This is a genomic window from Pseudomonas sp. DR208 (assembly GCF_019823005.1).
Classification (GTDB): Bacteria; Pseudomonadota; Gammaproteobacteria; order Pseudomonadales; family Pseudomonadaceae; genus Aquipseudomonas; species Aquipseudomonas extremorientalis.
Window position 1 is genome coordinate 2,917,792 of the sequence record NZ_CP081944.1, and the last position, 20,537, is coordinate 2,938,328.

General features: G+C 62.3%; 20 protein-coding genes. 11 read left to right on the forward strand and 9 right to left on the reverse strand.

What is annotated here, in order from left to right:
- The 6 genes from K5K89_RS13310 (at position 1) to K5K89_RS13335 (ending at position 6,560) form a co-directional block, all read left to right on the forward strand.
- Positions 1–801 carry a carbohydrate ABC transporter permease gene (locus K5K89_RS13310; RefSeq protein ID WP_071491788.1) on the forward strand — a complete coding sequence of 267 codons (801 nt, stop codon included), beginning with the start codon at positions 1–3 and terminating at the stop codon, positions 799–801.
- A gap of 10 nt (positions 802–811) precedes the next feature.
- The gene (locus K5K89_RS13315; protein ID WP_003232363.1) at positions 812–1,084 is read left to right on the forward strand and encodes a DUF2160 domain-containing protein; all 273 of its coding nucleotides are present in this window, start codon (positions 812–814) and stop codon (positions 1,082–1,084) included.
- A 32-nt stretch (positions 1,085–1,116) separates the two neighbouring features.
- A complete protein-coding gene (locus K5K89_RS13320; RefSeq protein WP_222541577.1) occupies positions 1,117–2,859 on the forward strand; it encodes an ABC transporter substrate-binding protein in 1,743 nt (580 codons plus the stop codon).
- Between the two features lie 242 nt (positions 2,860–3,101).
- On the forward strand, positions 3,102–4,481 hold the full coding sequence (locus tag K5K89_RS13325; RefSeq protein WP_222541578.1) for an iron-containing redox enzyme family protein: 1,380 nt from the start codon (positions 3,102–3,104) through the stop codon (positions 4,479–4,481).
- Positions 4,482–4,491: 10 nt separating this feature from the next.
- Positions 4,492–5,436, forward strand: a complete 945-nt coding sequence (locus tag K5K89_RS13330) for a methyltransferase (RefSeq protein WP_092245182.1) — start codon at positions 4,492–4,494, stop codon at positions 5,434–5,436.
- Between the two features lie 5 nt (positions 5,437–5,441).
- The gene (locus K5K89_RS13335) at positions 5,442–6,560 is read left to right on the forward strand and encodes a carboxylate-amine ligase (RefSeq protein ID WP_222541579.1); all 1,119 of its coding nucleotides are present in this window, start codon (positions 5,442–5,444) and stop codon (positions 6,558–6,560) included.
- 16 nt (positions 6,561–6,576) lie between these two features.
- Here the strand turns inward: K5K89_RS13335 and K5K89_RS13340 are convergent, their stop codons facing one another.
- Complete coding sequence (locus tag K5K89_RS13340; protein WP_093123719.1) at positions 6,577–7,005, reverse strand: hypothetical protein; 429 nt, start codon at positions 7,003–7,005, stop codon at positions 6,577–6,579.
- Positions 7,006–7,168: 163 nt separating this feature from the next.
- On the opposite strand from K5K89_RS13340, the gene K5K89_RS13345 reads away from it, so the two are divergent.
- The gene (locus K5K89_RS13345) at positions 7,169–8,170 is read left to right on the forward strand and encodes an ABC transporter substrate-binding protein (RefSeq protein ID WP_071491782.1); all 1,002 of its coding nucleotides are present in this window, start codon (positions 7,169–7,171) and stop codon (positions 8,168–8,170) included.
- A 23-nt stretch (positions 8,171–8,193) separates the two neighbouring features.
- Here K5K89_RS13345 and K5K89_RS13350 read toward each other — a convergent pair whose 3' ends face one another.
- On the reverse strand, positions 8,194–9,444 hold the full coding sequence (locus K5K89_RS13350; RefSeq protein WP_093123709.1) for an MFS transporter: 1,251 nt from the start codon (positions 9,442–9,444) through the stop codon (positions 8,194–8,196).
- 70 nt (positions 9,445–9,514) lie between these two features.
- On the opposite strand from K5K89_RS13350, the gene K5K89_RS13355 reads away from it, so the two are divergent.
- A complete protein-coding gene (locus K5K89_RS13355; protein ID WP_222541580.1) occupies positions 9,515–10,234 on the forward strand; it encodes an ArsR/SmtB family transcription factor in 720 nt (239 codons plus the stop codon).
- Here the strand turns inward: K5K89_RS13355 and K5K89_RS13360 are convergent, their stop codons facing one another.
- A complete protein-coding gene (locus K5K89_RS13360) occupies positions 10,235–11,023 on the reverse strand; it encodes an AraC family transcriptional regulator (protein WP_092245197.1) in 789 nt (262 codons plus the stop codon).
- 86 nt (positions 11,024–11,109) lie between these two features.
- Between K5K89_RS13360 and K5K89_RS13365 the strand changes: the two genes are divergently transcribed.
- From K5K89_RS13365 to aqpZ, 3 genes are all read left to right on the forward strand, one after another.
- Positions 11,110–12,108: a bile acid:sodium symporter family protein gene (locus tag K5K89_RS13365; RefSeq protein ID WP_071491778.1), complete on the forward strand. Its 999-nt coding sequence runs from the start codon at positions 11,110–11,112 to the stop codon at positions 12,106–12,108.
- 231 nt (positions 12,109–12,339) lie between these two features.
- A complete protein-coding gene (locus tag K5K89_RS13370; protein WP_222541581.1) occupies positions 12,340–13,524 on the forward strand; it encodes a sugar transporter in 1,185 nt (394 codons plus the stop codon).
- A 103-nt stretch (positions 13,525–13,627) separates the two neighbouring features.
- Positions 13,628–14,329, forward strand: a complete 702-nt coding sequence (aqpZ, locus tag K5K89_RS13375; RefSeq protein ID WP_071492033.1) for an aquaporin Z — start codon at positions 13,628–13,630, stop codon at positions 14,327–14,329.
- Positions 14,330–14,393: 64 nt separating this feature from the next.
- On the opposite strand, the gene tal is transcribed toward aqpZ, so the two are convergent.
- The 6 genes from tal to K5K89_RS13405 form a co-directional block, all read right to left on the reverse strand.
- Entirely contained in the window at positions 14,394–15,317 is a 924-nt protein-coding gene (gene tal / locus K5K89_RS13380) for a transaldolase (RefSeq protein ID WP_222541582.1), read from the reverse strand.
- Between the two features lie 22 nt (positions 15,318–15,339).
- Positions 15,340–16,293: a sugar-binding transcriptional regulator gene (locus tag K5K89_RS13385; protein ID WP_071491775.1), complete on the reverse strand. Its 954-nt coding sequence runs from the start codon at positions 16,291–16,293 to the stop codon at positions 15,340–15,342.
- Between the two features lie 62 nt (positions 16,294–16,355).
- Positions 16,356–17,156: an SDR family oxidoreductase gene (locus K5K89_RS13390; RefSeq protein WP_071491774.1), complete on the reverse strand. Its 801-nt coding sequence runs from the start codon at positions 17,154–17,156 to the stop codon at positions 16,356–16,358.
- Positions 17,157–17,165: 9 nt separating this feature from the next.
- Complete coding sequence (locus tag K5K89_RS13395) at positions 17,166–17,945, reverse strand: SDR family oxidoreductase (protein WP_261401112.1); 780 nt, start codon at positions 17,943–17,945, stop codon at positions 17,166–17,168.
- A gap of 130 nt (positions 17,946–18,075) precedes the next feature.
- On the reverse strand, positions 18,076–19,587 hold the full coding sequence (locus K5K89_RS13400) for a sugar ABC transporter ATP-binding protein (protein WP_071491772.1): 1,512 nt from the start codon (positions 19,585–19,587) through the stop codon (positions 18,076–18,078).
- 15 nt (positions 19,588–19,602) lie between these two features.
- Positions 19,603–20,535, reverse strand: coding sequence for a sugar ABC transporter substrate-binding protein (locus tag K5K89_RS13405; RefSeq protein ID WP_092245215.1), 933 nt, complete (start codon positions 20,533–20,535; stop codon positions 19,603–19,605).
- Positions 20,536–20,537 lie beyond the last annotated feature (2 nt).

Consider the following 20,537-nt stretch of genomic DNA (forward strand, 5'->3'; position numbering starts at 1 on the left):
ATGAACAAGAGAAAGCTGATACCGCTACTGATCTACATCCTGTTCCTGCTGGTGCCGATCTACTGGCTGCTGAACATGTCCTTCAAGAGCAACACCGAAATCCTCGGCGGGCTGACGCTGTTTCCGCAGGACTTCACCCTGGCCAACTACAAGGTGATCTTCACTGACCCGAGCTGGTACACCGGTTACCTCAACTCGCTGTACTACGTGAGCCTGAACACGGTGATCTCCCTGAGTGTGGCACTGCCGGCGGCCTACGCGTTTTCGCGCTACCGCTTCCTCGGTGACAAGCACCTGTTTTTCTGGCTGCTGACCAACCGCATGGCGCCACCGGCGGTGTTTCTGCTGCCGTTTTTCCAGCTGTATTCGTCTATCGGCCTGTTCGACACGCACATCGCCGTGGCCCTGGCGCACTGCCTGTTCAACGTGCCGTTGGCGGTGTGGATCCTGGAAGGCTTCATGTCCGGGGTGCCCAAGGAAATCGACGAAACCGCCTACATCGACGGCTACTCGTTTCCCAAGTTTTTCGTGAAGATTTTTATCCCGTTGATTGGCTCCGGCATCGGTGTGACGGCGTTTTTCTGCTTCATGTTTTCCTGGGTCGAGCTGCTGCTGGCGCGCACCCTGACCTCGGTCAACGCCAAGCCCATTGCGGCGGTGATGACGCGCACGGTGTCGGCATCGGGTATCGATTGGGGCGTGCTGGCGGCGGCGGGGGTGTTGACTATCCTGCCCGGCATGCTGGTGATCTGGTTTGTTCGCAACCACGTGGCCAAGGGCTTTGCCCTGGGCCGGGTCTGAGGAGTCGATGATGGAATGGATGGCCTGGACCACCCCCACCGCGCTGTTCTTTGGCGGCATAGCCCTGATCCTCGCGGGCATGACCACCTGGGAGCTGCGTTCGCCGAGTATCCCCCGGCGGGGCTTTTTGCCGATCAGCACCACCCGTGGTGATCGTTTGTTTATCGGTCTTCTCGGCAGCGCCTACCTGCATTTGCTGGTGATCGGCGTTACCGACTGGAGCATCTGGGTAGCGTCCGCGCTCTCCCTGGTATGGCTGTTGAGTGTGATGCGTTGGGGCTGATGCCCTTATGAATAAACAACCAGGAGGTCTCTATGTTGAATAAGAACAATAAGCTGCGACATAGCATTTCATTGGCCGCCGTACTGGCTATGAGCGGTTTGAGCGCTTCGGCCTGGGCCGATGCGTACGAAGATGCCGCGAAAAAATGGATCGGCAGCGAGTTCAAACCGTCCACCCTCACGGCCGAACAGCAGTTGGCGGAATTGAAGTGGTTTATCAAGGCCGCCGAACCGTTCCGTGGGATGAAGATCAACGTGGTGTCGGAAACCCTCACCACCCACGAGTACGAGTCCAAGGTGCTGGCCAAGGCCTTCACTGAAATCACCGGGATCAAGCTGACCCACGACCTGTTGCAGGAAGGCGACGTGGTGGAGAAGCTGCAGACCCAGATGCAGTCCGACAAGAACATCTACGACGGCTGGGTCAACGACTCGGACCTGATCGGTACGCACTTTCGCTACGGCAAGACCGAATCCATCACCGACCTGATGGCCAACGAAGGCAAGGATTTCACCTCGCCGACCCTGGATATCAAGGACTTTATCGGCATTTCCTTTACCACCGCGCCGGACGGCAAGATCTATCAGTTGCCCGACCAGCAGTTTGCCAACCTCTACTGGTTCCGCGCCGACTGGTTCGAGCGTCCGGAGCTGAAAGCCAAGTTCAAGGAAAAATACGGCTACGACCTCGGCGTACCGGTGAACTGGTCGGCCTATGAAGACATCGCCAAGTTCTTCAGCGAAGACGTCAAGGAAATCGACGGCAAGCGCGTGTATGGGCACATGGACTACGGCAAGAAAGATCCGTCCCTGGGCTGGCGCTTCACCGATGCCTGGTTCTCCATGGCCGGTGGCGGCGACAAGGGCCTGCCTAACGGCCTGCCGGTGGACGAGTGGGGCATTCGCGTGGAGGACTGCCATCCGGTGGGCTCCAGCGTCACCCGTGGCGGCGACACCAACGGCCCGGCCGCAGTGTTTGCCACGCAGAAATACGTGGACTGGATGAAAGCCTACGCGCCGCCGGAAGCGGCGGGCATGACGTTCTCCGAATCCGGCCCGGTGCCGTCCCAGGGCAACATTGCCCAGCAGATCTTCTGGTACACCGCGTTTACCGCCGACATGACCAAACCGGGCTTGCCAGTGGTGAATGCCGACGGCACGCCGAAATGGCGTATGGCGCCGTCGCCGGTGGGACCTTACTGGGAAAAGGGCATGAAGAAGGGCTATCAGGACGTAGGCTCCTGGACCTTCCTCAAGTCGACGCCTGAGAAACAGAAACTCGCGGCCTGGCTTTACGCGCAGTTCGTGACCTCGAAAACCGTTTCGCTGAAGAAAACCATCGTCGGCCTGACGCCGATCCGTGAGTCCGACATCAACTCCCAGGCCATGACCGACATGGCGCCGAAACTCGGTGGCCTGGTGGAGTTCTACCGCAGCCCGGCCCGCGTCGAGTGGACCCCGACCGGCACCAACGTGCCGGACTACCCACGCCTGGCGCAACTGTGGTGGAGCAACATCGCCGCCGCTGCCAGCGGCGAGAAAACTCCGCAACAGGCGCTGGACAACCTGGCCAAGGAACAGGACGCGATCATGACGCGCCTGGAACGCTCCAAGGTGCAACCGGTGTGTGGCCCGAAAATGAACCCTGAGCGTGACGCGCAATACTGGTTCGACCAGCCGGGCGCGCCGAAACCGAAACTGGCCGACGAAAAGCCGAAAGGCGAGACCGTGGGCTACAACGATCTGCTCAAACAGTGGGAGGCGGCGCGCAAGTAAACACCCCTGTAACTGCTAAGTGTGGTGAGCGGGGCAAGCCCGCTCACCACATGTGTTCTCTCAACATATCCGCGCCGGCGAAAAACCGAGCGCGGACCGCCGATCCGCAGCTTTCAAACCCCAATTGAATTTTCCGCACACCCCGATGCTCTTCACTTTAGAAGCGTGTGGTACTGAGCGCTCTTGCGGGGCCTCCTTGTCGGGGAGGCCTGGTTGTATCGGACTTTGCGGAAACTGCCATCATGACGCTTCTTACAGCGCTGTCAGGCCAACCGGCCTCTATCACCCACTCGGCGCCCGGCCAATACCAGCGGCTGTACCAACAGCTCTACGGTGAAGCCCAGGGGGCCGAAGAGATCGCGCGGGATTTCCTGCTGGCGCAGTTGACGCAAATGCGAGACGCCGCCAGCGATCTGCCCGAGATGGCCGAGCAACTGCCTGCCTGGGTCGAGCAGCGCTGCGCGCAGGTGGCCCAAGCCTATGCCGATTACCTTGAACAACGCCAACAAGGTCGACCACGTCGCTATTTTCAGAACAAGGCCCATGCGCTGTATTTCCTGCAGCACGTCGCCCCCACCAAACAGGTCGACGGCGCTTGGCTGAACGGCCTGCTGCGCTATTGGCACGAGCCGAGTTTCGACGGCCTGCTCACCACCTACCTTGAAGAGTTGGGTGATGGTGAAGCGGCACAGAACCATGTGGTGATCTACCGCAAATTGCTCAACGAACACGATGCTGACAGCGACGCCGGCCTCGAAGATGTGCACTACCTGCAAGGTGCCCTGCAACTGGCACTGGGATTGTGTGCCGAGGACTTCCTGCCGGAGATCATCGGCTTCAACCTGGGCTACGAACAGTTGCCCCTGCACCTGTTGATCACCGCCTACGAGTTGAGCGAACTGGGCATCGATCCGTATTACTTCACCCTGCACGTGACCATTGACAACGCCAGCAGCGGCCACGCCTGCAAGGCAGCGCAGTCGGTACTGAGCCTGCTGCCGCTGGGCGAGGGCAGGGCGGATTTCTACCGCCGGGTGGCCGAGGGGTACCGCCTCAACGACCTGGGCCCGGGGACCACCGCGATTATCAGCGGTTTCAACCTGCAGGACGAAGTGGTCGCGATGCTCGAGCGCAAGCGCAGCTTCGGCCAACACATGCACTCGGACTATTGCCGCTTCGAAGGCAAGACCGTCAACCAGTGGCTGGGTCAGCCGGGGCAGATCGGCGCCTTTCTCCAGGCACTGGAAGACAAGGGCTGGATCAAGCGCAACCAGGACCCGGCCGAAAGTCGATTCTGGCAACTGATCGAGGGCGCGGGCGCGGCGATGTTCGGCGTGTTCAGCGGCTATGAAAAACAGGTGCTGCACGATTGGATCGCCGGCGACTGGATCAGTGACAAACGTGTGCCGCCCGTGCGGCCCGGGCGCGGCAGCCGGTTTTCCCGCGAGCAGCAACGCCCGACGGACCCGGACACCCAGGCGCTGGTTGATTCATTGTGCAACCTGTCCGATGAACAGCAGCTCAACGCACTGATCCCGTGGATGTCGGCGCGACGCCATTGCACGCCCGCCGGGTTGTACGCGACCCGGCGCTTTATTCAATTGCGCGCGCGATTGCGCTAAGGAACTTCCCATGTTTGCACAACACCTGGCCGATCGCGCCCTGTTGAACCTGGGCCGCGGGTTGAAGCAGCGCGGCTACCGTTTCATCACCCCGACGCCCTTGACCCACGAACGCGTCTATCAACGTCGGGCTGCCTCCCAGGCATCGGACCTTCGCGACGTATTCGGCTGGTCGATGCCGTTTGACCGCGACCTGGTGCCCGACACCTTCCGCGAGGACCTGCAACAAGCCGATCTCGTCGAACCGCATGGCGCGCTGTGGCGCAGCGCGGTGCGTTGGTCCAGCCTGGACGATCTTCTGTTTGCGCATTCCGCATACCCCACCACTGAACCGGATGCCGTGTTCTTCGGCCCCGACAGCTACCGCTTCGCCCAGGTGATCGAAGCCCATCTGCAACAGCGCTTCGAACCGCTCAAGCGCGCCGTGGATATCGGCTGCGGCGCGGGTGTGGGGGCACTGGTGATCGGCCGCGCTCGACATGACGCGCAGGTGTTGGCGGTGGATATCAACCCGCGCGCCCTGCGCATGACCGCCGTGAATGCCGAGCTGGCCGGGCTGAGCAATGTCAGCGCCTACCACAGCGATGTGCTGGCAAGCGTGGAGGGCGAGTTCGATTTGATCGTGGCCAACCCGCCGTACATGAATGATGACCGTCAACGCGCCTATCGCCACGGTGGCGGTGCATTGGGTGAGCAGTTGTCGGTGCGCATCGCCGGCGAATCCCTGGGGCGCCTGGCCCTTGGCGGCAGCCTGGTGCTGTATACCGGCGTGGCGATAGTCGCGGGCGAGGACCCGTTCCTGGCGGCGGTCAAGCCATTGCTCGGCAGCGATGCGTTCGGCTGGACCTACCGTGAGCTGGACCCTGACGTGTTTGGCGAAGAGTTGGATAAGCCGGGCTACGAGCGGGTAGAGCGGATTGCGGTGGTCGCGCTCACCGTCACCCGTCTGCGCTGAAGGTCATGCTCACTTTCGGTATCGAAGAGGAATACTTCATCACCGACCTGCACACGCGGCACATGGTCGGCGAACCGTCGGCGGCGGTGCTGGCGGCCTGCCGGCAGGCGATTGGCCCGGGCTTCGCCCTCGAGATGTTCCAGGGCCAGATTGAGGTGGCATCCCCGGTGTTCAAGGCCAGCAGTGAGGCGGCGGATTACCTGGCCACCGTGCGCCACAACCTCGCCCGATCCTTGGGGGCATTCGGTCTCGGTGTGGTCTGTGCCGGCAGCCATCCCTTGGCGGCATGGCGCGAGCAAACGGCCACCGACCGCGTGCATTTCCAGCAATTGTTCGAAGACATCCAGTACGTCGCGCGTCGCAGTGTGCTCTGTGGGTTGCACGTGCATGTCGAGGTGCCGGCCGGAATCGACCGCATCGCGGTGATGAATCAGGTCTCGCCCTGGTTGCCGTTATTGCTGCTCCTCAGTTGCTCGTCACCGTTCTGGGAGGGCGCACCCACAGGGTTCATGAGCTATCGCCAGGCCGCGTGCGATGAGTGGCCACGCATGGGCGTTCCCGAGCACTTCACCGATTGGTCGGCGTACTTGCGCTATTTGGCATTATTGCAGCGCGTCGGTGCGATCAAGGCCGATGGCAACGGGTGGTGGGGCATTCGGCCTGCGGCGCGTTATCCCACCCTGGAACTGCGCATGACCGATGCCTGCCCCAGGCTGGCGGATGCGTTGGTGCTCGCCACCTTGTTTCGGGTAATGGTCACTCATGCCTGTGCCCTGGAACATCCCGGCGCCGGGTTCACCGCCGAGGCGCGCTGGCTGCTCAAGGAGAATCGCTGGCAGGCCAAGCGCTACGGTGCTGCGGGCAGCTTTGCGCTGGATGACCAGGGGACGATGGGCACTGCTGAACAGTGGCTGCTAGAGGCGCAACGCATCTTCGCGGCCACCGCCGGGGCCATGGGCGAGCCTCAGTTGTTTGATGACCTGCATAGGTTGCTGGCGTCAGGCAACAGCGCCGTCGATCAATTGCGCTGCCATGCCGACGCCCGGGCCTCGGGCGCCGATGAGCACGTGTGTCTGCAGCAAGTGGTCGACCGCCTGCTGGCCCAGAGTCGCGCTGCCCATTGACCTACTGCGCGAGCAATCAGGCCGCTTGTGGCTGCAGATGCAGTGCACCGTCGACATCCTTGACCAACCCACTGGCCAAAAACAGCGGTACCAACCGCTTGTGCAACTGCGGCTCGACAAACTCCTTCACCGTATCCAGCGCCAGCACACCACTCAGGGGCAATTCGGCCTTGGTGTACGACAACCAGGCTTTCTTCAACACCTGCAACACATCGCTGCCCGCCGTGGTGGCGAAGCGGCGCTGGGTGGGTTTGCCGTCGAAGGTGAAGCTGTGCTGGAACGCATAGCCGTTTTCATCGCCGTTACCATCGGTGCAGCGGATGCAGCTGCACGGGCCGTCGCCGAACGCGCTGCGCAGGTAGGCGTTGAAGTCCACCACGGGTTTGAGTGACAGGCGCTTATCCACCTCGAACAGGTCCCCGGTCATTTTTTCGTCAGTGTTCAACGTCCATTTCCTCGCTGGTTCGGCAGTTTTTCAAAGCGCCGCACAATAGCAGCCGGGGGCTGGTTTGTGGGCCATTTGCATAACAATAGATCCCGATATTCTTTTCCACTCTTAAAAATCGTCGCTAGGCTCCATCACCTTCTTAAAAACGCGGCAGACTCCCATGACTTTCAAGCGCTCCTCCCTGACCCTCTTGGCGGCTGCGACAGCCCTGATCAGTATCGGCGCCCAGGCCGAAGGCAAGATCAGCATCGCCCAGCAATTCGGCATCGGCTACCTGATCCTCGATGTGGTGCGCGACCAGCATCTGATCGAAAAACACGGCAAGGAACAGGGCCTGGATATCCAGGTGGACTGGAACAGCATTTCCGGCGCCACCGCGATGAACGAATCGCTGCTGGCCGGTGCGCTCGATGTGGTTTCCGCTGGCGTGCCGCCGATGCTGACCCTGTGGGACCGCACCAAGGGCAAGCAGAACGTCAAGGCCATCGCCTCCCTGGGCTCGATGCCCAACTACCTGTTGACCAACAACCCCAACGTGAAGACCCTCAAGGACTTCAGCGAAAAAGACCGCATCGCCGTGCCCGCCGCCGGTGTGGGTTTCCAGTCGCGCACCTTGCAGATCGAGACCGCCAAGCAGTTCGGCGATGCCAACTTCAAGAAGTTCGACGACATCTCCATCAGCCTGGCCCATCCCGATGCGACCGCCGCGTTGATTGCCGGGGGATCGGAGATCAACGCGCACTTTTCCAGCCCGCCGTTCCAGTATCAGGAACTGCTGAACCCTAACGTGCACAAGGTGCTCAGTTCCTACGACATCCTCGGTGGGCCGGCCACGTTCAACGTGCTCTACACCACGCAGAAATTCCACGACGAAAACCCCAAGACCTACAAGGCGTTCTATGACGCATTGGCCGAAGCCGAGACGATCATCAAGGCTGACAAGCCAGCGGCAGCCAAGGCGTATATCCGCGTAGAGCAGTCGAAGTTGCCGTTGGACCTGGTGGAAAAAATCGTCCAGGACCCGGAAATCGACTTCACCATCGTGCCGCAGCGTACCTATATCTACGCCGAGAAATTGCAGGCACTGGGCGTGCTGAAAAACAAGGCCGCCAGTTGGAAGGACTACTTCTTCGAAGAGGCCCATGGCGGCAATGGCAGTTGAGAGGCCCAAGTTCAAGGGCGAGCTCAGTAAGCGGTCGTTCTGCAGGTGGGCAGGGCTGCGCCGCGATAGAAGGACAGAATTGCCAGCAGTTGAACGGTGACGGCCACCACCACCACGGCAACAATCGCCTCTTGCGGATCGACAAATGCCGCGCGTATAAGGCCGAAGCCGGCGGGTGCGAAAGCGTAGATGGCCTGGCTGAGGGCAACCATCAGAGCGATGACCTTCGCGGTATTCTCGTGGCTGAACTCGGTTTGCGCGATCAACGGTGGCAGCGATGTGGCGTTGCCGATCCCGGAGCCGATCAGCACGACTGCTATCCAGGCGACCGCAGGGTCCAATTGCAGGCAAAGCAACATCAAGGTGCCCAGCAGTTGAACCCCATAAGCCAGGCAAGCCAAATGGCGACGATTAATGCCTTGGCTCATCCAGTGCGCGGCGATGTATCGCCCGCCCATGGCGCTGGCGGTGGCCAAGCCCATGGCGAATGAGGCAGGGCGGGAGCCCAGGTGTACGACCAGGATCGAATACAGATGGGCGATCAACCCAATCTGTGCAAACAGACCAAGGGACATGCCGGCGGCCAGCGTGCGAAATTGTGCCGATCGGAATGTCTGCACGGTCGTCCAGGGGATGACAGGGGCATGGAGCGGTGATGCGGACGGCGTGGCGAGATTGTCAGGTTGCTGGCCCACGCTCTGCGGTGTTTTGCCGAACACCCACACAGCAAACCCGGCAGTCAGCGTAATGGTGCCCAGGGTTATTGCCAAGGCCGCGATGGCAAAGCCGAATCGCTCGATCAAGAGTACCCACAGCGGCGAGAAGATCACCCCACCCAGGCTTGCACCGTTATAGGCCTTGCCCAGTGCGGTTGGCCTCCCTTTGATGTACCAGGGCGCAATCAGCGTGTTGACGGCCGCGGCGCCCAATGTGACCCAGCCGATACCCGAGCACATGGCGCCGAAATATAGCACCCACAGCGCGTCCGCTTGAGCCCAGATATTAACCCCGATGCCCAGGATCAGGCTGCCCACCCAAGTTACTGCGGGTATACCCCAGCGTTTGTACAGTCGCGGCAGATTGGCGATGACCAGGGTGCCGCTGAGAAAGTGCAGGGTCACCGCCGCAGACACCTCGTCAATCGGCCACCCGGTGCGATCCATGACGGCCTGCATATAAATCGGCGGGCCGTAGAACCCGACTCCCCAGCCAATGATTGCCATAACGAACGTACACCTGAGTACGGTCTGGCCAAAAAAACGCGTGTGATTCATCGGCATCTCTCCTGGATTGGCTTGTAAAGTACTCTGCCGATATGGCTTTCACTTCGAGGAGCATCGAACTATGGATGTTGAACCTTCCGAATTGCGCCTGGCCCATGTAGCGGCTGCGATTGCCGACCCGGCCAGGGCGCGCATGCTCTGTTGCCTGCTCGATGGGCGTGCGCGCACGGCCACAGAACTGGCAGTGGTCGCGCAGAAGAGCTCGTCGACGGCGTCCAGCCATTTTCAAAAACTGCTGGAGCAAGGGCTGGTGACGATGATCAGCCAAGGCAAGCATCGCTATTTTCAATTGGCAAACAGCGATGTCGCCCATGCGCTGGAGGCGCTGCTGGCGATCAGTTCATTTGAGCTGCCGGCGTTCAAGCCGTCCACTCCGTGCCATCTGCGCCATGCCCGTAGTTGCTACGATCATTTGGCCGGTGAGTTGGGGGTAAAGGTGCATGACGCCTTGTTGGAGCGCGAATGGATGGCGCTGCAGCAGGGGATGTACCAATTGACGCCAACGGGCATGGAAGGCATGGCAGAACTGGGCCTGGATCTTACCGCTCGAGTCCAGGCGCGCCGGCGCTTCGCCTACCCATGCCTGGACTGGAGCCAACGCTGTGCCCATGTGGGAGGAGCGCTGGGGGCGTTACTGCTGGATCATATGCTGCTAGGCGGGTGGCTGGCGCGAACGCTTGATTCGCGCGCGCTGACGGTGACTACCAAAGGGCGCAGGCGTTTGGCCAGCGTTTTTGATATCCAATGCGGTGACCGCAGCCAACGCCCTGTAACGGAATGATCAGCGGAAAAACTCACCGGGCGTGGCCTCGAATTGCTGCCGAAACGCATTGATAAACGCCGACGTCGACTCATAGCCACACCCCAGCGCCACATCCGTGACCCGCTCGCCTTGCTCCAGGGCGGGCAGGGCGCTCAATAACCGCAGGCGCTGGCGCCAGGCGCGGAACGTCAGCCCGGTGTCGCTCAAGAACAACCGACTGAGTGTCTTCTCGCTCACCCCCAGTTTCTGGCTCCACTGGCCCAAGGTAGTTTGCTGTTCCGGGTGCGCACTCAGGCTGCGATAGATCGACCGCAAGCGCGGATCCGATGGCAATGGCAGCATCAGATCGACGTGCGGCGCCGCCGCCAACTGATCCAGCACCACCTGGGCCAGGCGCCCGTCCGGCCCATCCTCGGCATACTCCACCGGCAGTTCGCTGAAGCTGCGGATCAGCTCGCGCAGCAGGCTGCTCACCGCCAGCACATGACAGCGCTCCGCCGCCCAGGTGGTGACGCTGCAATCCAGGTACAGGCTGCGCATTTCGGTGTGGGGCGAGCTGAACACGCGGTGCGGTACACCGGCTGGAATCCACACCGCGCGCTGGGGCGGTGCGACGAAGCGGCCGACGCTGGTCTGGATCTCCAGCACCCCGGAAATCGCGTAGGACAATTGCACCCACGGGTGACTGTGCCGGCGGGTCAGGGCGCGGTTGGGCAGCGATTCGGTGCGCCCATACACCGGCCTTGGCAGGCTGGAAAGCCCTGGCACGCTACGGCGCACCGTGTTGGCATGTCCTTTAGGCGGCATTTGTTGGCTCATTGGCGTTAGTCGGTAACAAGCCGTTACGTTAGAGTCGCGATGACGCTCTTGGCAACCCCCGGAAGATCCTGCTTATGACTCGCCCCCGTTTCCTGCCTGACAACTTCACCCTGACCCTGATCGCCACGGTGATTCTCGCTTCCCTGCTGCCCGCCAGCGGCCAGACCGCCGTGGCCTTCGGCTGGGTCACCAACCTGGCCATCGCGTTGCTGTTCTTCCTGCACGGCGCCAAGCTGTCGCGCCAGGCTATCGTCGCCGGTGCCGGGCACTGGCGCCTGCATCTGTTGGTGTTCAGCCTGACCTTCGTGCTGTTCCCGTTGCTGGGCCTGGCGCTCAAGCCGGTGCTGTCGCCGCTGATCGGTAAAGACCTGTACATGGGCATGCTCTACCTGTGCGCCTTGCCGGCCACGGTGCAATCGGCGATTGCCTTTACATCGCTGGCGCGGGGCAATATCCCGGCGGCGATCTGCAGCGCGGCGGCGTCCAGCCTGTTCGGCATCTTCCTGACACCGTTGCTGGTGACGCTGCTGCTCAATGTGCACGGCGAGGGCGGCTCGACGGTCGACGCGATCCTGAAAATCAGCGTGCAATTGCTGCTGCCGTTTATCGCCGGGCAGATCGCCCGCCGCTGGATCGGCGCGTGGGTCGGCCGCAACAAGTCCTGGCTGAAATTCGTCGACCAGGGCTCGATCCTGCTGGTGGTCTACGGCGCGTTCAGCGAAGCGGTGAATGAAGGCATCTGGCACCAGATCCCACTGTGGGAACTGGGCGGCCTGGTGGTCGCGTGCTGCGTGTTGCTGGGCCTGGTGCTGGTGGCCTCCACGGTGCTGGGCAAGGCGTTCGGTTTCAACCAGGAAGACCGTATCACCATCCTGTTCTGCGGTTCGAAAAAGAGCCTGGCCACCGGTGTGCCGATGGCCCAGGTACTGTTCGCCGGGGCGAGCATGGGCGTGCTGATCCTGCCGCTGATGCTGTTCCACCAGATCCAGTTGATGGTGTGCGCGGCGTTGGCACAGCGTTATGCGAATCGGCCGGAGTCGATTCCGGAATTGATGGGGCAGGTTGACCCTTGATCTACGCCGAAGGCCTTGTCGCTGTTACGACCAGCGGTATATACGAGCGGATGCCCTCGGCAAGCCCATTCAATCGGGGTCTACGTGCTCATCATGACCGCACCCTGACCCGGTTGAGGTGATTTTGAGCGGGATGAGCGTCAACAGCCGGGCCGGAAACCTATAGAATGCCCGGCGGCGGCGCTTGTCCTGGGTGGCCGTCTGATCATCGTCCGAGTACCGCGCCCTTCAATGAGCATTTCAGCCGCAACGCCCCAAGCCAATTGGCAACCGGTCTTCGCCCTCGCGTTGGCCGCGTTTGTGTTCAACACCACCGAATTCGTGCCCGTCGGGCTGCTCAGTGCCATCGGCGCCAGCTTCGACATGCCAGTGTCCAGCGTCGGGCTGATGCTCACCATCTACGCCTGGATCGTCTCCCTGACCTCGCTGCCGGTGATGCTGCTGACCCGCAACGTGGAGCGGCGCAAGCTGCTGATCGTGCTATTCGGCCTGTTCATCGCCAGCCATGTCCTGTCCAGTGTGGCCACCAGCTTTGGCATCCTGATGCTCAGCCGAGTCGGCATTGCTTTGTCCCATGCGCTGTTCTGGTCGATCACCGCCTCGCTGGCGGTGCGCCTGGCGCCGGAAGGCAAGCAGGTGCAAGCCCTCGGTCTGCTGGCTACTGGCACTTCCCTGGCGATGGTGCTGGGTATTCCGTTGGGCCGTCTGCTGGGCGAGGCCATGGGCTGGCGCACCACGTTCCTGGTGATCGGCGCGTTCGCCGCTGCGCTGGTGTTCTGGCTGGCGCGTACGTTGCCGTTGTTACCGAGCCAGAACTCCGGCTCGCTGCGCAGCCTGCCACTGCTGTTCAAGCGCCCGGCGCTGGTGGCGCTGTATGTGCTCACCGCGATGACGGTGACTGCGCAGTTCACCGCCTACAGCTACATCGAGCCCTTTGTCGAAGGCGTGGCCGGCATGAGCGGCAGCGCGGTGACCCTGATCCTGCTGGTGTTCGGCGGCGCGGGCATCATCGGCTCGCTGCTGTTCAGCCTGGTGCACCGTTTCAACCCGCACCTGTTCGTGGTGGGCGCGGTGTTTATCCTGAGCGCCTGCCTGGCGTTGCTGCTGCCCTTGAGCGGAGCCGAATCTTACCTGGTGGTGCTGAGCATTTTCTGGGGCATGGCGATCATGGGCTTCGGCCTGGCCATGCAATCCAAGGTGCTGGTGTTGGCGCCCGACGCCACTGACGTGGCCATGGCGATGTTCTCCGGCATCTACAACATCGGCATTGGCGGCGGCGCGCTGATGGGCAGTTGGGTCGGCAGCCAGTTCGGCTTCGCCTGGATCGGTGCGGCCGGTGGGTTGCTGGCGGCGGTAGCCCTGATCGGGTATTGCCTGGCGATCAAGAAGTTTGGGCAGGGCGTTGTAAGCCGCTAAGACCAGACAAGTCCTACACGACATATTGATACCCATTGCTACCGTCGCCTCGGGCCGCCCACCTCCCGTGGCGACGGCACTTGAGCGGCAATGGGAGTTGATTGTGCAAAAACGTTTGACTGCAGAGTTCATGGGTACTTTCTGGCTGACCTTCGGCGGCTGCGGCAGCGCCATCCTGGCGGCTGCGTTCCCCGGGTTGGGTATAGGTTTTGTGGGGGTTTCCCTGGCGTTCGGGCTGACGGTGTTGACCATGGCCTATGCGCTGGGCGGTATTTCCGGCGGGCATTTCAACCCGGCGGTGACCATCGGCCTGTGGGTGGGGCGTCGTATCGAGGGCGCTGATGTGCTGCCGTACATCCTGGCGCAGGTTGCGGGGGCGATTACTGCTGCTGCCGCGTTGTTCCTGATTGCCAACGGGCAGGCCGATTTCTCGGTGGGCGGTTTTGCTGCCAACGGCTATGGCCCGCTCAGTCCCGGTCATTTCGACATGAAGGCTGCCTTGCTGGCCGAACTGATCGCCACGTTTTTCTTCGTCTTCATCATCCTGCGTGTGACCGCACCCGGCGCGGTGCCTGGCTTTGCCCCGATTGCCATTGGCTTGGCGCTGACCTTGATTCACCTGGTCCTGATCCCCGTCACCAACACCTCGGTCAATCCTGCGCGCAGCACCGGGCCGGCATTGTTTGCCGGAGTTGATTACCTGGCACAGCTCTGGCTGTTCTGGCTGGCGCCGATCGTGGGCGGCGTGATGGGCGCGGTGGCGGCTCGAGCAATGGACGAGTGCCGTAAAAAAGTGCCCGCCTGAACCCCAGCGTCGCCATGCCGATCATCTCGGCGGCGACGTTGTGCACGGCATAACGGTCCAGGGCTCAGCGCGTTGCGAGCACCGCTTCGAGTTTTTCCTGGTCGCGGGCAAACTGGCGAATGCCTTCAGCGAGTTTCTCGGTGGCCATCGCGTCCTCGTTGGAGCCCCAGCGGAACTGCGCTTCGTTGAGGGTCTGGCGCGGCTCCCCAACTGCCCCCGGATTCAATCGACGCTCCAGCAGGCCCTGGTCTTCATCAAGCTTTTGCAGCAGCTCGGGACTGATGGTCAGGCGGTCGCAGCCCGCCAGTTGCTCGATCTGGCTGAGGGTGCGGAAGCTGGCGCCCATGACCACGGTGTTGATGGCGTTGGCCTTGTAGTAGTTGTAGATCCGCGTCACGGACTGCACGCCTGGGTCCTCGGTGCCGGTGTAGTCCAGGCCGGTGTTCTTGCGGTACCAGTCATAGATGCGGCCTACGAATGGTGAAATCAGGAACACACCGGCGTCGGCGCAGGCGGCGGCCTGGACGAACGAAAACAGCAGGGTCAGGTTGGTCTGGATCCCGGCCTTTTCCAGGCGCTCGGCGGTGCGGATGCCTTCCCAGGTGGAGGCCAGTTTGATCAGCACTCGGTCGCGACCGACGCCGGCCTGGTCGTACAGCGCGATCAACTGGTTGGCCTTGGCCCACAGCGCGTCTTGGTCGAAGGACAGGCGCGCATCGACTTCGGTGGAGATGCGCCCCGGAATCACCTTGAGAATGCCGCAGCCCACCGCCACCGCGAAGCGGTCACACGCCAGGTCCACATCGCCCTTGGACTGGCCCACCGCGCTGTGCAGCAACTCGGCATATTCCGGGATGGCAGCGGCCTTGAGCAGCAGCGACGGGTTGGTGGTGGCGTCCACCGGGCGCAAGCGGCTGATGGCTTCCAGGTCACCGGTGTCGCACACCACGGTGGTGAATTGCTTGAGTTGTTCGAGCTTGGACGTCATGAGCGGCAGTCTCCAGAAACGGTTATTGGTTGAGGGCCTGTGCGGTGTCCAGGTCGGTGATCAGGATGTCCAGGTAGCCGCCCTGGAGCGCGCCACGAATGGCCTGGACCTTGTTCAACCCACCGGCCAGGCCGAGCACCCGGTGGATGGCGCGCAGCTTGGGCAGTGCCACCGAGACCACGAATTCTTCATCTTCCTCCAGCACCGGCTTGCCCTGGGCATCGAAGTAACGCAGGCAGATATCGCCCACCGCGCCGCGTTCGGCGAGCAGGCGCAGCATGTCTTCGGTGTAGTAGTTGCCGCTGTTGCGCAGCAGTTGCGAGGGCTCCAGGTCGCCGATGCCGACAATCGCCAGGGTGATGCTGTCAAAGCGCTGCAGCACTTCCTTGACCTCTTCCATCTGCACGATGCGCTGCTTGCTCTCCACCGATTGCTCGATGCTTTGCGAGGGCAGCAAAAACGCCGGGCAGTTGAGCAGGGTCGCCAGGCGCTGGGTCAGCAAAGTAGCTTCAAACGCGCCCTTGTGGCCGACGCCGCCCAACAGTTGCACCACTTCCTGGGCGGCCTGTTTGCCCGGCTGCGCGTGCAAGTGGCCGACCATGGCGCGAATGGTGCTGCTCCACGACGAGATACCGATACGGTCCTGGGGCGACAGGCTGGTTTCCAGGTAGTGGGCGGCGGCCGAACCGATGGCCTGCTTGATGCTCTCGTCATTGCCGGGCTCGGTGGCTTCCACCACGATCACCCGGCGCACGCCGTAGCGGCGCTGCAACTGGGTTTCCAGTTCCAGGTGCAGGCCTTGCAAGCGCATCACCGTGATCTTCACCACGCCTTCCTGCAGCGCCCGGCGCAGGGCACGGCTGATAAACGATTGGGACAGGTCCAGTTGCGCGGAAATCTCGGACTGCTTGAGCCCTTCTTCGTAATAGAGGCTCGCGATCTTGGTGATCAGGCGCTGTTCTTCGATCTGGCTCATGAAGGCCTCAGGGCTCTTTATAGTAAAAGGCATGACTCAATGGCCGTGAGGATACCAAACCCTTACGACATGATCAGGCCGCCGTCGATATTGATCGCCTGGCCGGTCAGGTAGGCGGCATCGTCCGAGGCGAGAAACGCCACCAGGCCCGCCACATCCGAGGGTTTGCCGGCGCGGCGCAGGGGGATGTTCTTGACCCATTCGGCCATCAATTCACCCTTGCCGTAGCGCTTCTCGTCGGTGCTGAGGATCTCGCCCCACACCCGGTCGTTGTAGTCCCACATCTCGCTTTCGATGATGCCGGGGCAGAACGCATTCACCGTGATGTCATGCCGCGCCAGTTCCAGCGCCAGGCTCTGGGTGATGCCGATCACGCCCATTTTGCTCGCGGCATAGTGGGGCGTGTAGATGAACCCCTGGCGGCCCTGGCCGGAGGAGGTATTGATCAGCCGGCCGCTGCCTTGCTTGACCATGTACTTGGCGGCCTCCCGGCAGCCGAGCCACACGCCGGTGGTATTCACCTGCAGCACCTTGTCGAAATCGGCACGGGGCATCTTGTCGTAGTGGTCGATGGTGATGATGCCGGCGTTCTGCACCGACACGTCGATGCTGCCAAAACGGGCGTGGCCTTCGCGGTAGAGCTTTTCGATATCGTCTTCACGGGTGACGTCGATGGCCAGGGCCAGGGTGTCGACCTGGTATTCCCGGGCCAGTTGGTCGGCGGTGAAGGTCACGCGTTCCAGGTCGTTGGAAGCCAGTACCAGGTTGGCGCCTTCCTGGGCGAAACGCTCGGCAATGCCGGCGCCGATGCCCCGGCAGGCACCGGTGATGACCACAGTTTTACCGCTAAATCGTTGGGACATGACGAACTCCTACCAGCACACAAAGCCGCCATCGACCAACAGGTCGACACCGGTGCAGAAAGACGAGGCCTGGCTGACGAGGAAAATCGCCGGGCCGACCATTTCTTCCACGCTGGCCATGCGGCCCATGGGCGTGGTCTGTTCAAAGATCTTCACCTGGTCGGCGACTTCCGGGCGCGAGTTCATCGGCGTGGCGGTGTAGCCGGGGCTGATGCAGTTGACCCGCAAGCCCTTGTCGGCCCATTCCATCGCCAGGCTCTTGCTCAGGTGAATCACGCCGGCCTTGGAGGTGTTGTAGTGCGCTTGCAGCAAGCCACGGTTGACGATGCTGCCGGACATCGAGGCGATATTGACGATGGCGCCTTTGCCACGGGGCAACATCACGGCGGCCTGGGCCTGGCAACTGAGGAAAATTCCGGTGAGGTTGATGTCCAGGGTGGTCTGCCAGCGTTGCAGGTCCAGGTCTTTGGCGGCCTGGGCATTGGCGATGCCGGCGCAGTTGACCGCGACGCTCAGTTGGCCCAGTTCGGCTTCGGTGCGTGCCACCGCCGCGTCCAGTGCGGCGCGCTCGGTGACCGTACCGCTCAAGGCCAGGGCACGACGGCCCAGGGCCTGGATGCGTTCGACGGTGCTGGCGATGCCGGGGCTGCCCGGCAGATCGAAGCAGGCCACATCCGCGCCGGCCTCGGCCAGCCCCACGGCAATCGCCTGGCCAATGCCGCTGCCGGCGCCGGTGACAAAGGCCACTTGGCCTTGAAGACTAAAAAGCTGCATGGATAACTCCGTTATTTGAAATCACAGCCGACCCCTGTGGGAGGGGCTTGCCCCCGATGGCGGTGTATCAGTTATAAATTTTTCAATTGAACCACTGCTATCGGGGGCAAGCCCCCTCCCACATTTGATCTTCATTGTTTGTGGGTCAGGCAGTCGCCATTTCCATCACCGAAACGGGGGTGGCCTCGCCACGTTCCAGAATCCCCATCTGCCGGCCCCGACTCATGACCAGGACGCGGTGCGACAAACCAAGCACCTCATCCAGATCCGAGCTCACCACCATCACCGCCATGCCTTTGGCCGCCAGGTCCGCGATCACTTCATAGATGGCCGCCCGCGCACCCACGTCGATGCCGCGGGTCGGTTCATCCAGGATGAAGACCTTGGGGTTGCGCGCCAGCCATTTGGCGATGATCACCTTCTGCTGGTTACCGCCGGACAAACTGGAGATGCGCGACTGCGGCGCACCTTTGACCCCCAGCCTGGCCACCGCCGTGCGGGCGAATTCGCGCAGCGGGGCAGGGAATACCCAGCCGCGCTTGTCCAGCAGGTCGGTGTTGCCGTAGATCAGGTTATCTTCGATGCGGTGTTCCACCACCACGCCTTGTTGCTTGCGGTCCTCGGGCACCAGCACCACGCCGGCCTGGATCGCCTCGAAGGGCGAGCGAAGCTGGCGTACTTCACCGTCGAGTATCAGGTGGCCTTGGACATCCTGTGCTGCGCCGGCAATAGTGCGCACCAGTTCGGTCCGCCCGGCGCCGACCACGCCGGCAATGCCGAACACTTCGCCGGCGCGCACGCTGAAATCGATGCCGTGCAAGGCAAATTCGCGGCAGCTGAGGTCCTTGACCTGCAACATCACGCGATCCTGTGGCGCTTGAAGGGCGGGGAAAATCCGCTCCAGGCTGCGCCCGACCATCTGTTCCACCAGCTCGCGCACCGGCACCTGGGCGGTGGCGTGCAAGGCGATCTGGCGCCCGTCGCGCAGTACCAGCACACGGTCGGCGATGCGTGCGATTTCTTCCAGGCGGTGGCTGATATAGATAAACGACACGCCCTCGGCCTTGAGCCGTTCCACCTGTTTGAACAGCAACTCGGTTTCTTCGCCGCCCAATGCCGCAGTGGGTTCATCCAGAATCAACAGGCTGGCCTTCAGGGTCAGCGCCTTGGCGATTTCCACCAATTGCTGGGCCGCCACGCTCAGGCCTTCGACCTTGCGCGATGCCGGCACTTTGAGCCCCAGGCGCTCCAGCTGGATCTGCGCCTGAGCCTCCATGTACGCGCGGTCCACCCGCCCATGACGCATGGGCAGGCGACCGACGAAGATATTCTCGGCGATCGACAATTGCGGCAGCAGGCGGATTTCCTGGTGGATCAGACCGATCCCGGCGCCCAGCGCCGCACCGGGCGACGCGGGTGCGTAAGGCGCGCCGCGCCAGGTCATGCTGCCCCCGGCTTCAGGCTGTACCAGCCCGGCGATGATCGACGACAAGGTCGACTTGCCCGCACCGTTCTCACCGAGCAGGGCCAGCACTTCGCCGGGGCGGATGTCCACATTGACCTGCGACAGTACCTGCACCGGCCCATAGGCCTTGCTGATATTGCGCAGGCACAGCACCGCGTCGGCGTGGGCGGTGTCCAGGGCTGCTGCTTGCATGACGACCTCCAAGGCTTACGGGTGCTGTTGCAGGAACGGCGCGACGTTTTCTTTGGTGGTCAGCACAGTGGGCAACAGTTGCTCCTTGGGCACGGCCTTGCCGGCGTTCAGGTCGATGGCCGATGCCACGGCCAGGCGGCCCATCTTCTGGGTCTGCTGGGTCATGGTTGCATTCAGCACGCCACTTTCCACGGCCTTGAGCCCGGCGACGTCACCGTCGAAACCGACCACCACGACCTTGTGGTCGAGGTTGCCGACCTTCACCGCCTGGGCAGCGCCCAAGGCCATGGCATCGGCACGGCCGAAGAACACGGTGATGTTCGGGTCACGCTGGAGCAGGTCCTGGGCCACGGCGAAGCCTTTGTCCTGGGCCCACTCGGCGGGTTGCTGGGCGACGACCTTGAGGTCCGGGAAAGCTTTCAAGCCTTCTTCGAAGCCCTTGGCGCGATCGTTCTCGGGGGTGGTGCCGAGCTGGCCTTGCAGGATCGCGATGCGGCCCTTGCCATCGGTGATCTTGCCGACGTATTCGGCCAGGGTCTTGGCCCCGGCCACGCTGTCGCTGGCGATAAAGGTGTCACCCGGTGCATCGGGTGCGTTGCGGTCCACGGCGATCACCGGGATGCCGGCGGCCTTGGCGGCTTTTACCGGGACGCCGGCGGCAGTGGCACCAGCAGGGATATAGATCAGCACATCGATCTGGCGGGTGATCAGGTCTTCAATCTGGCTGACCTGGGTGGAGGAGTTGCCCTGGGCATCCACGGTGATCACCTTGATGCCCTTGGCCTTGCCCTCGGCTTCCACCGATTGCTTGATCTGGTTGAAGAAGTCGGCCTGCAGGTTGGCCACGGCCAGGCCGATGGTCAGGTCCTTGGCCCAGGTGGTGCCGGCAGCGGTGAGGGTGGCAGCCGCGAGGGCGGTGGCCAACAGCAGTTTCTTGGGGCTGAACATGT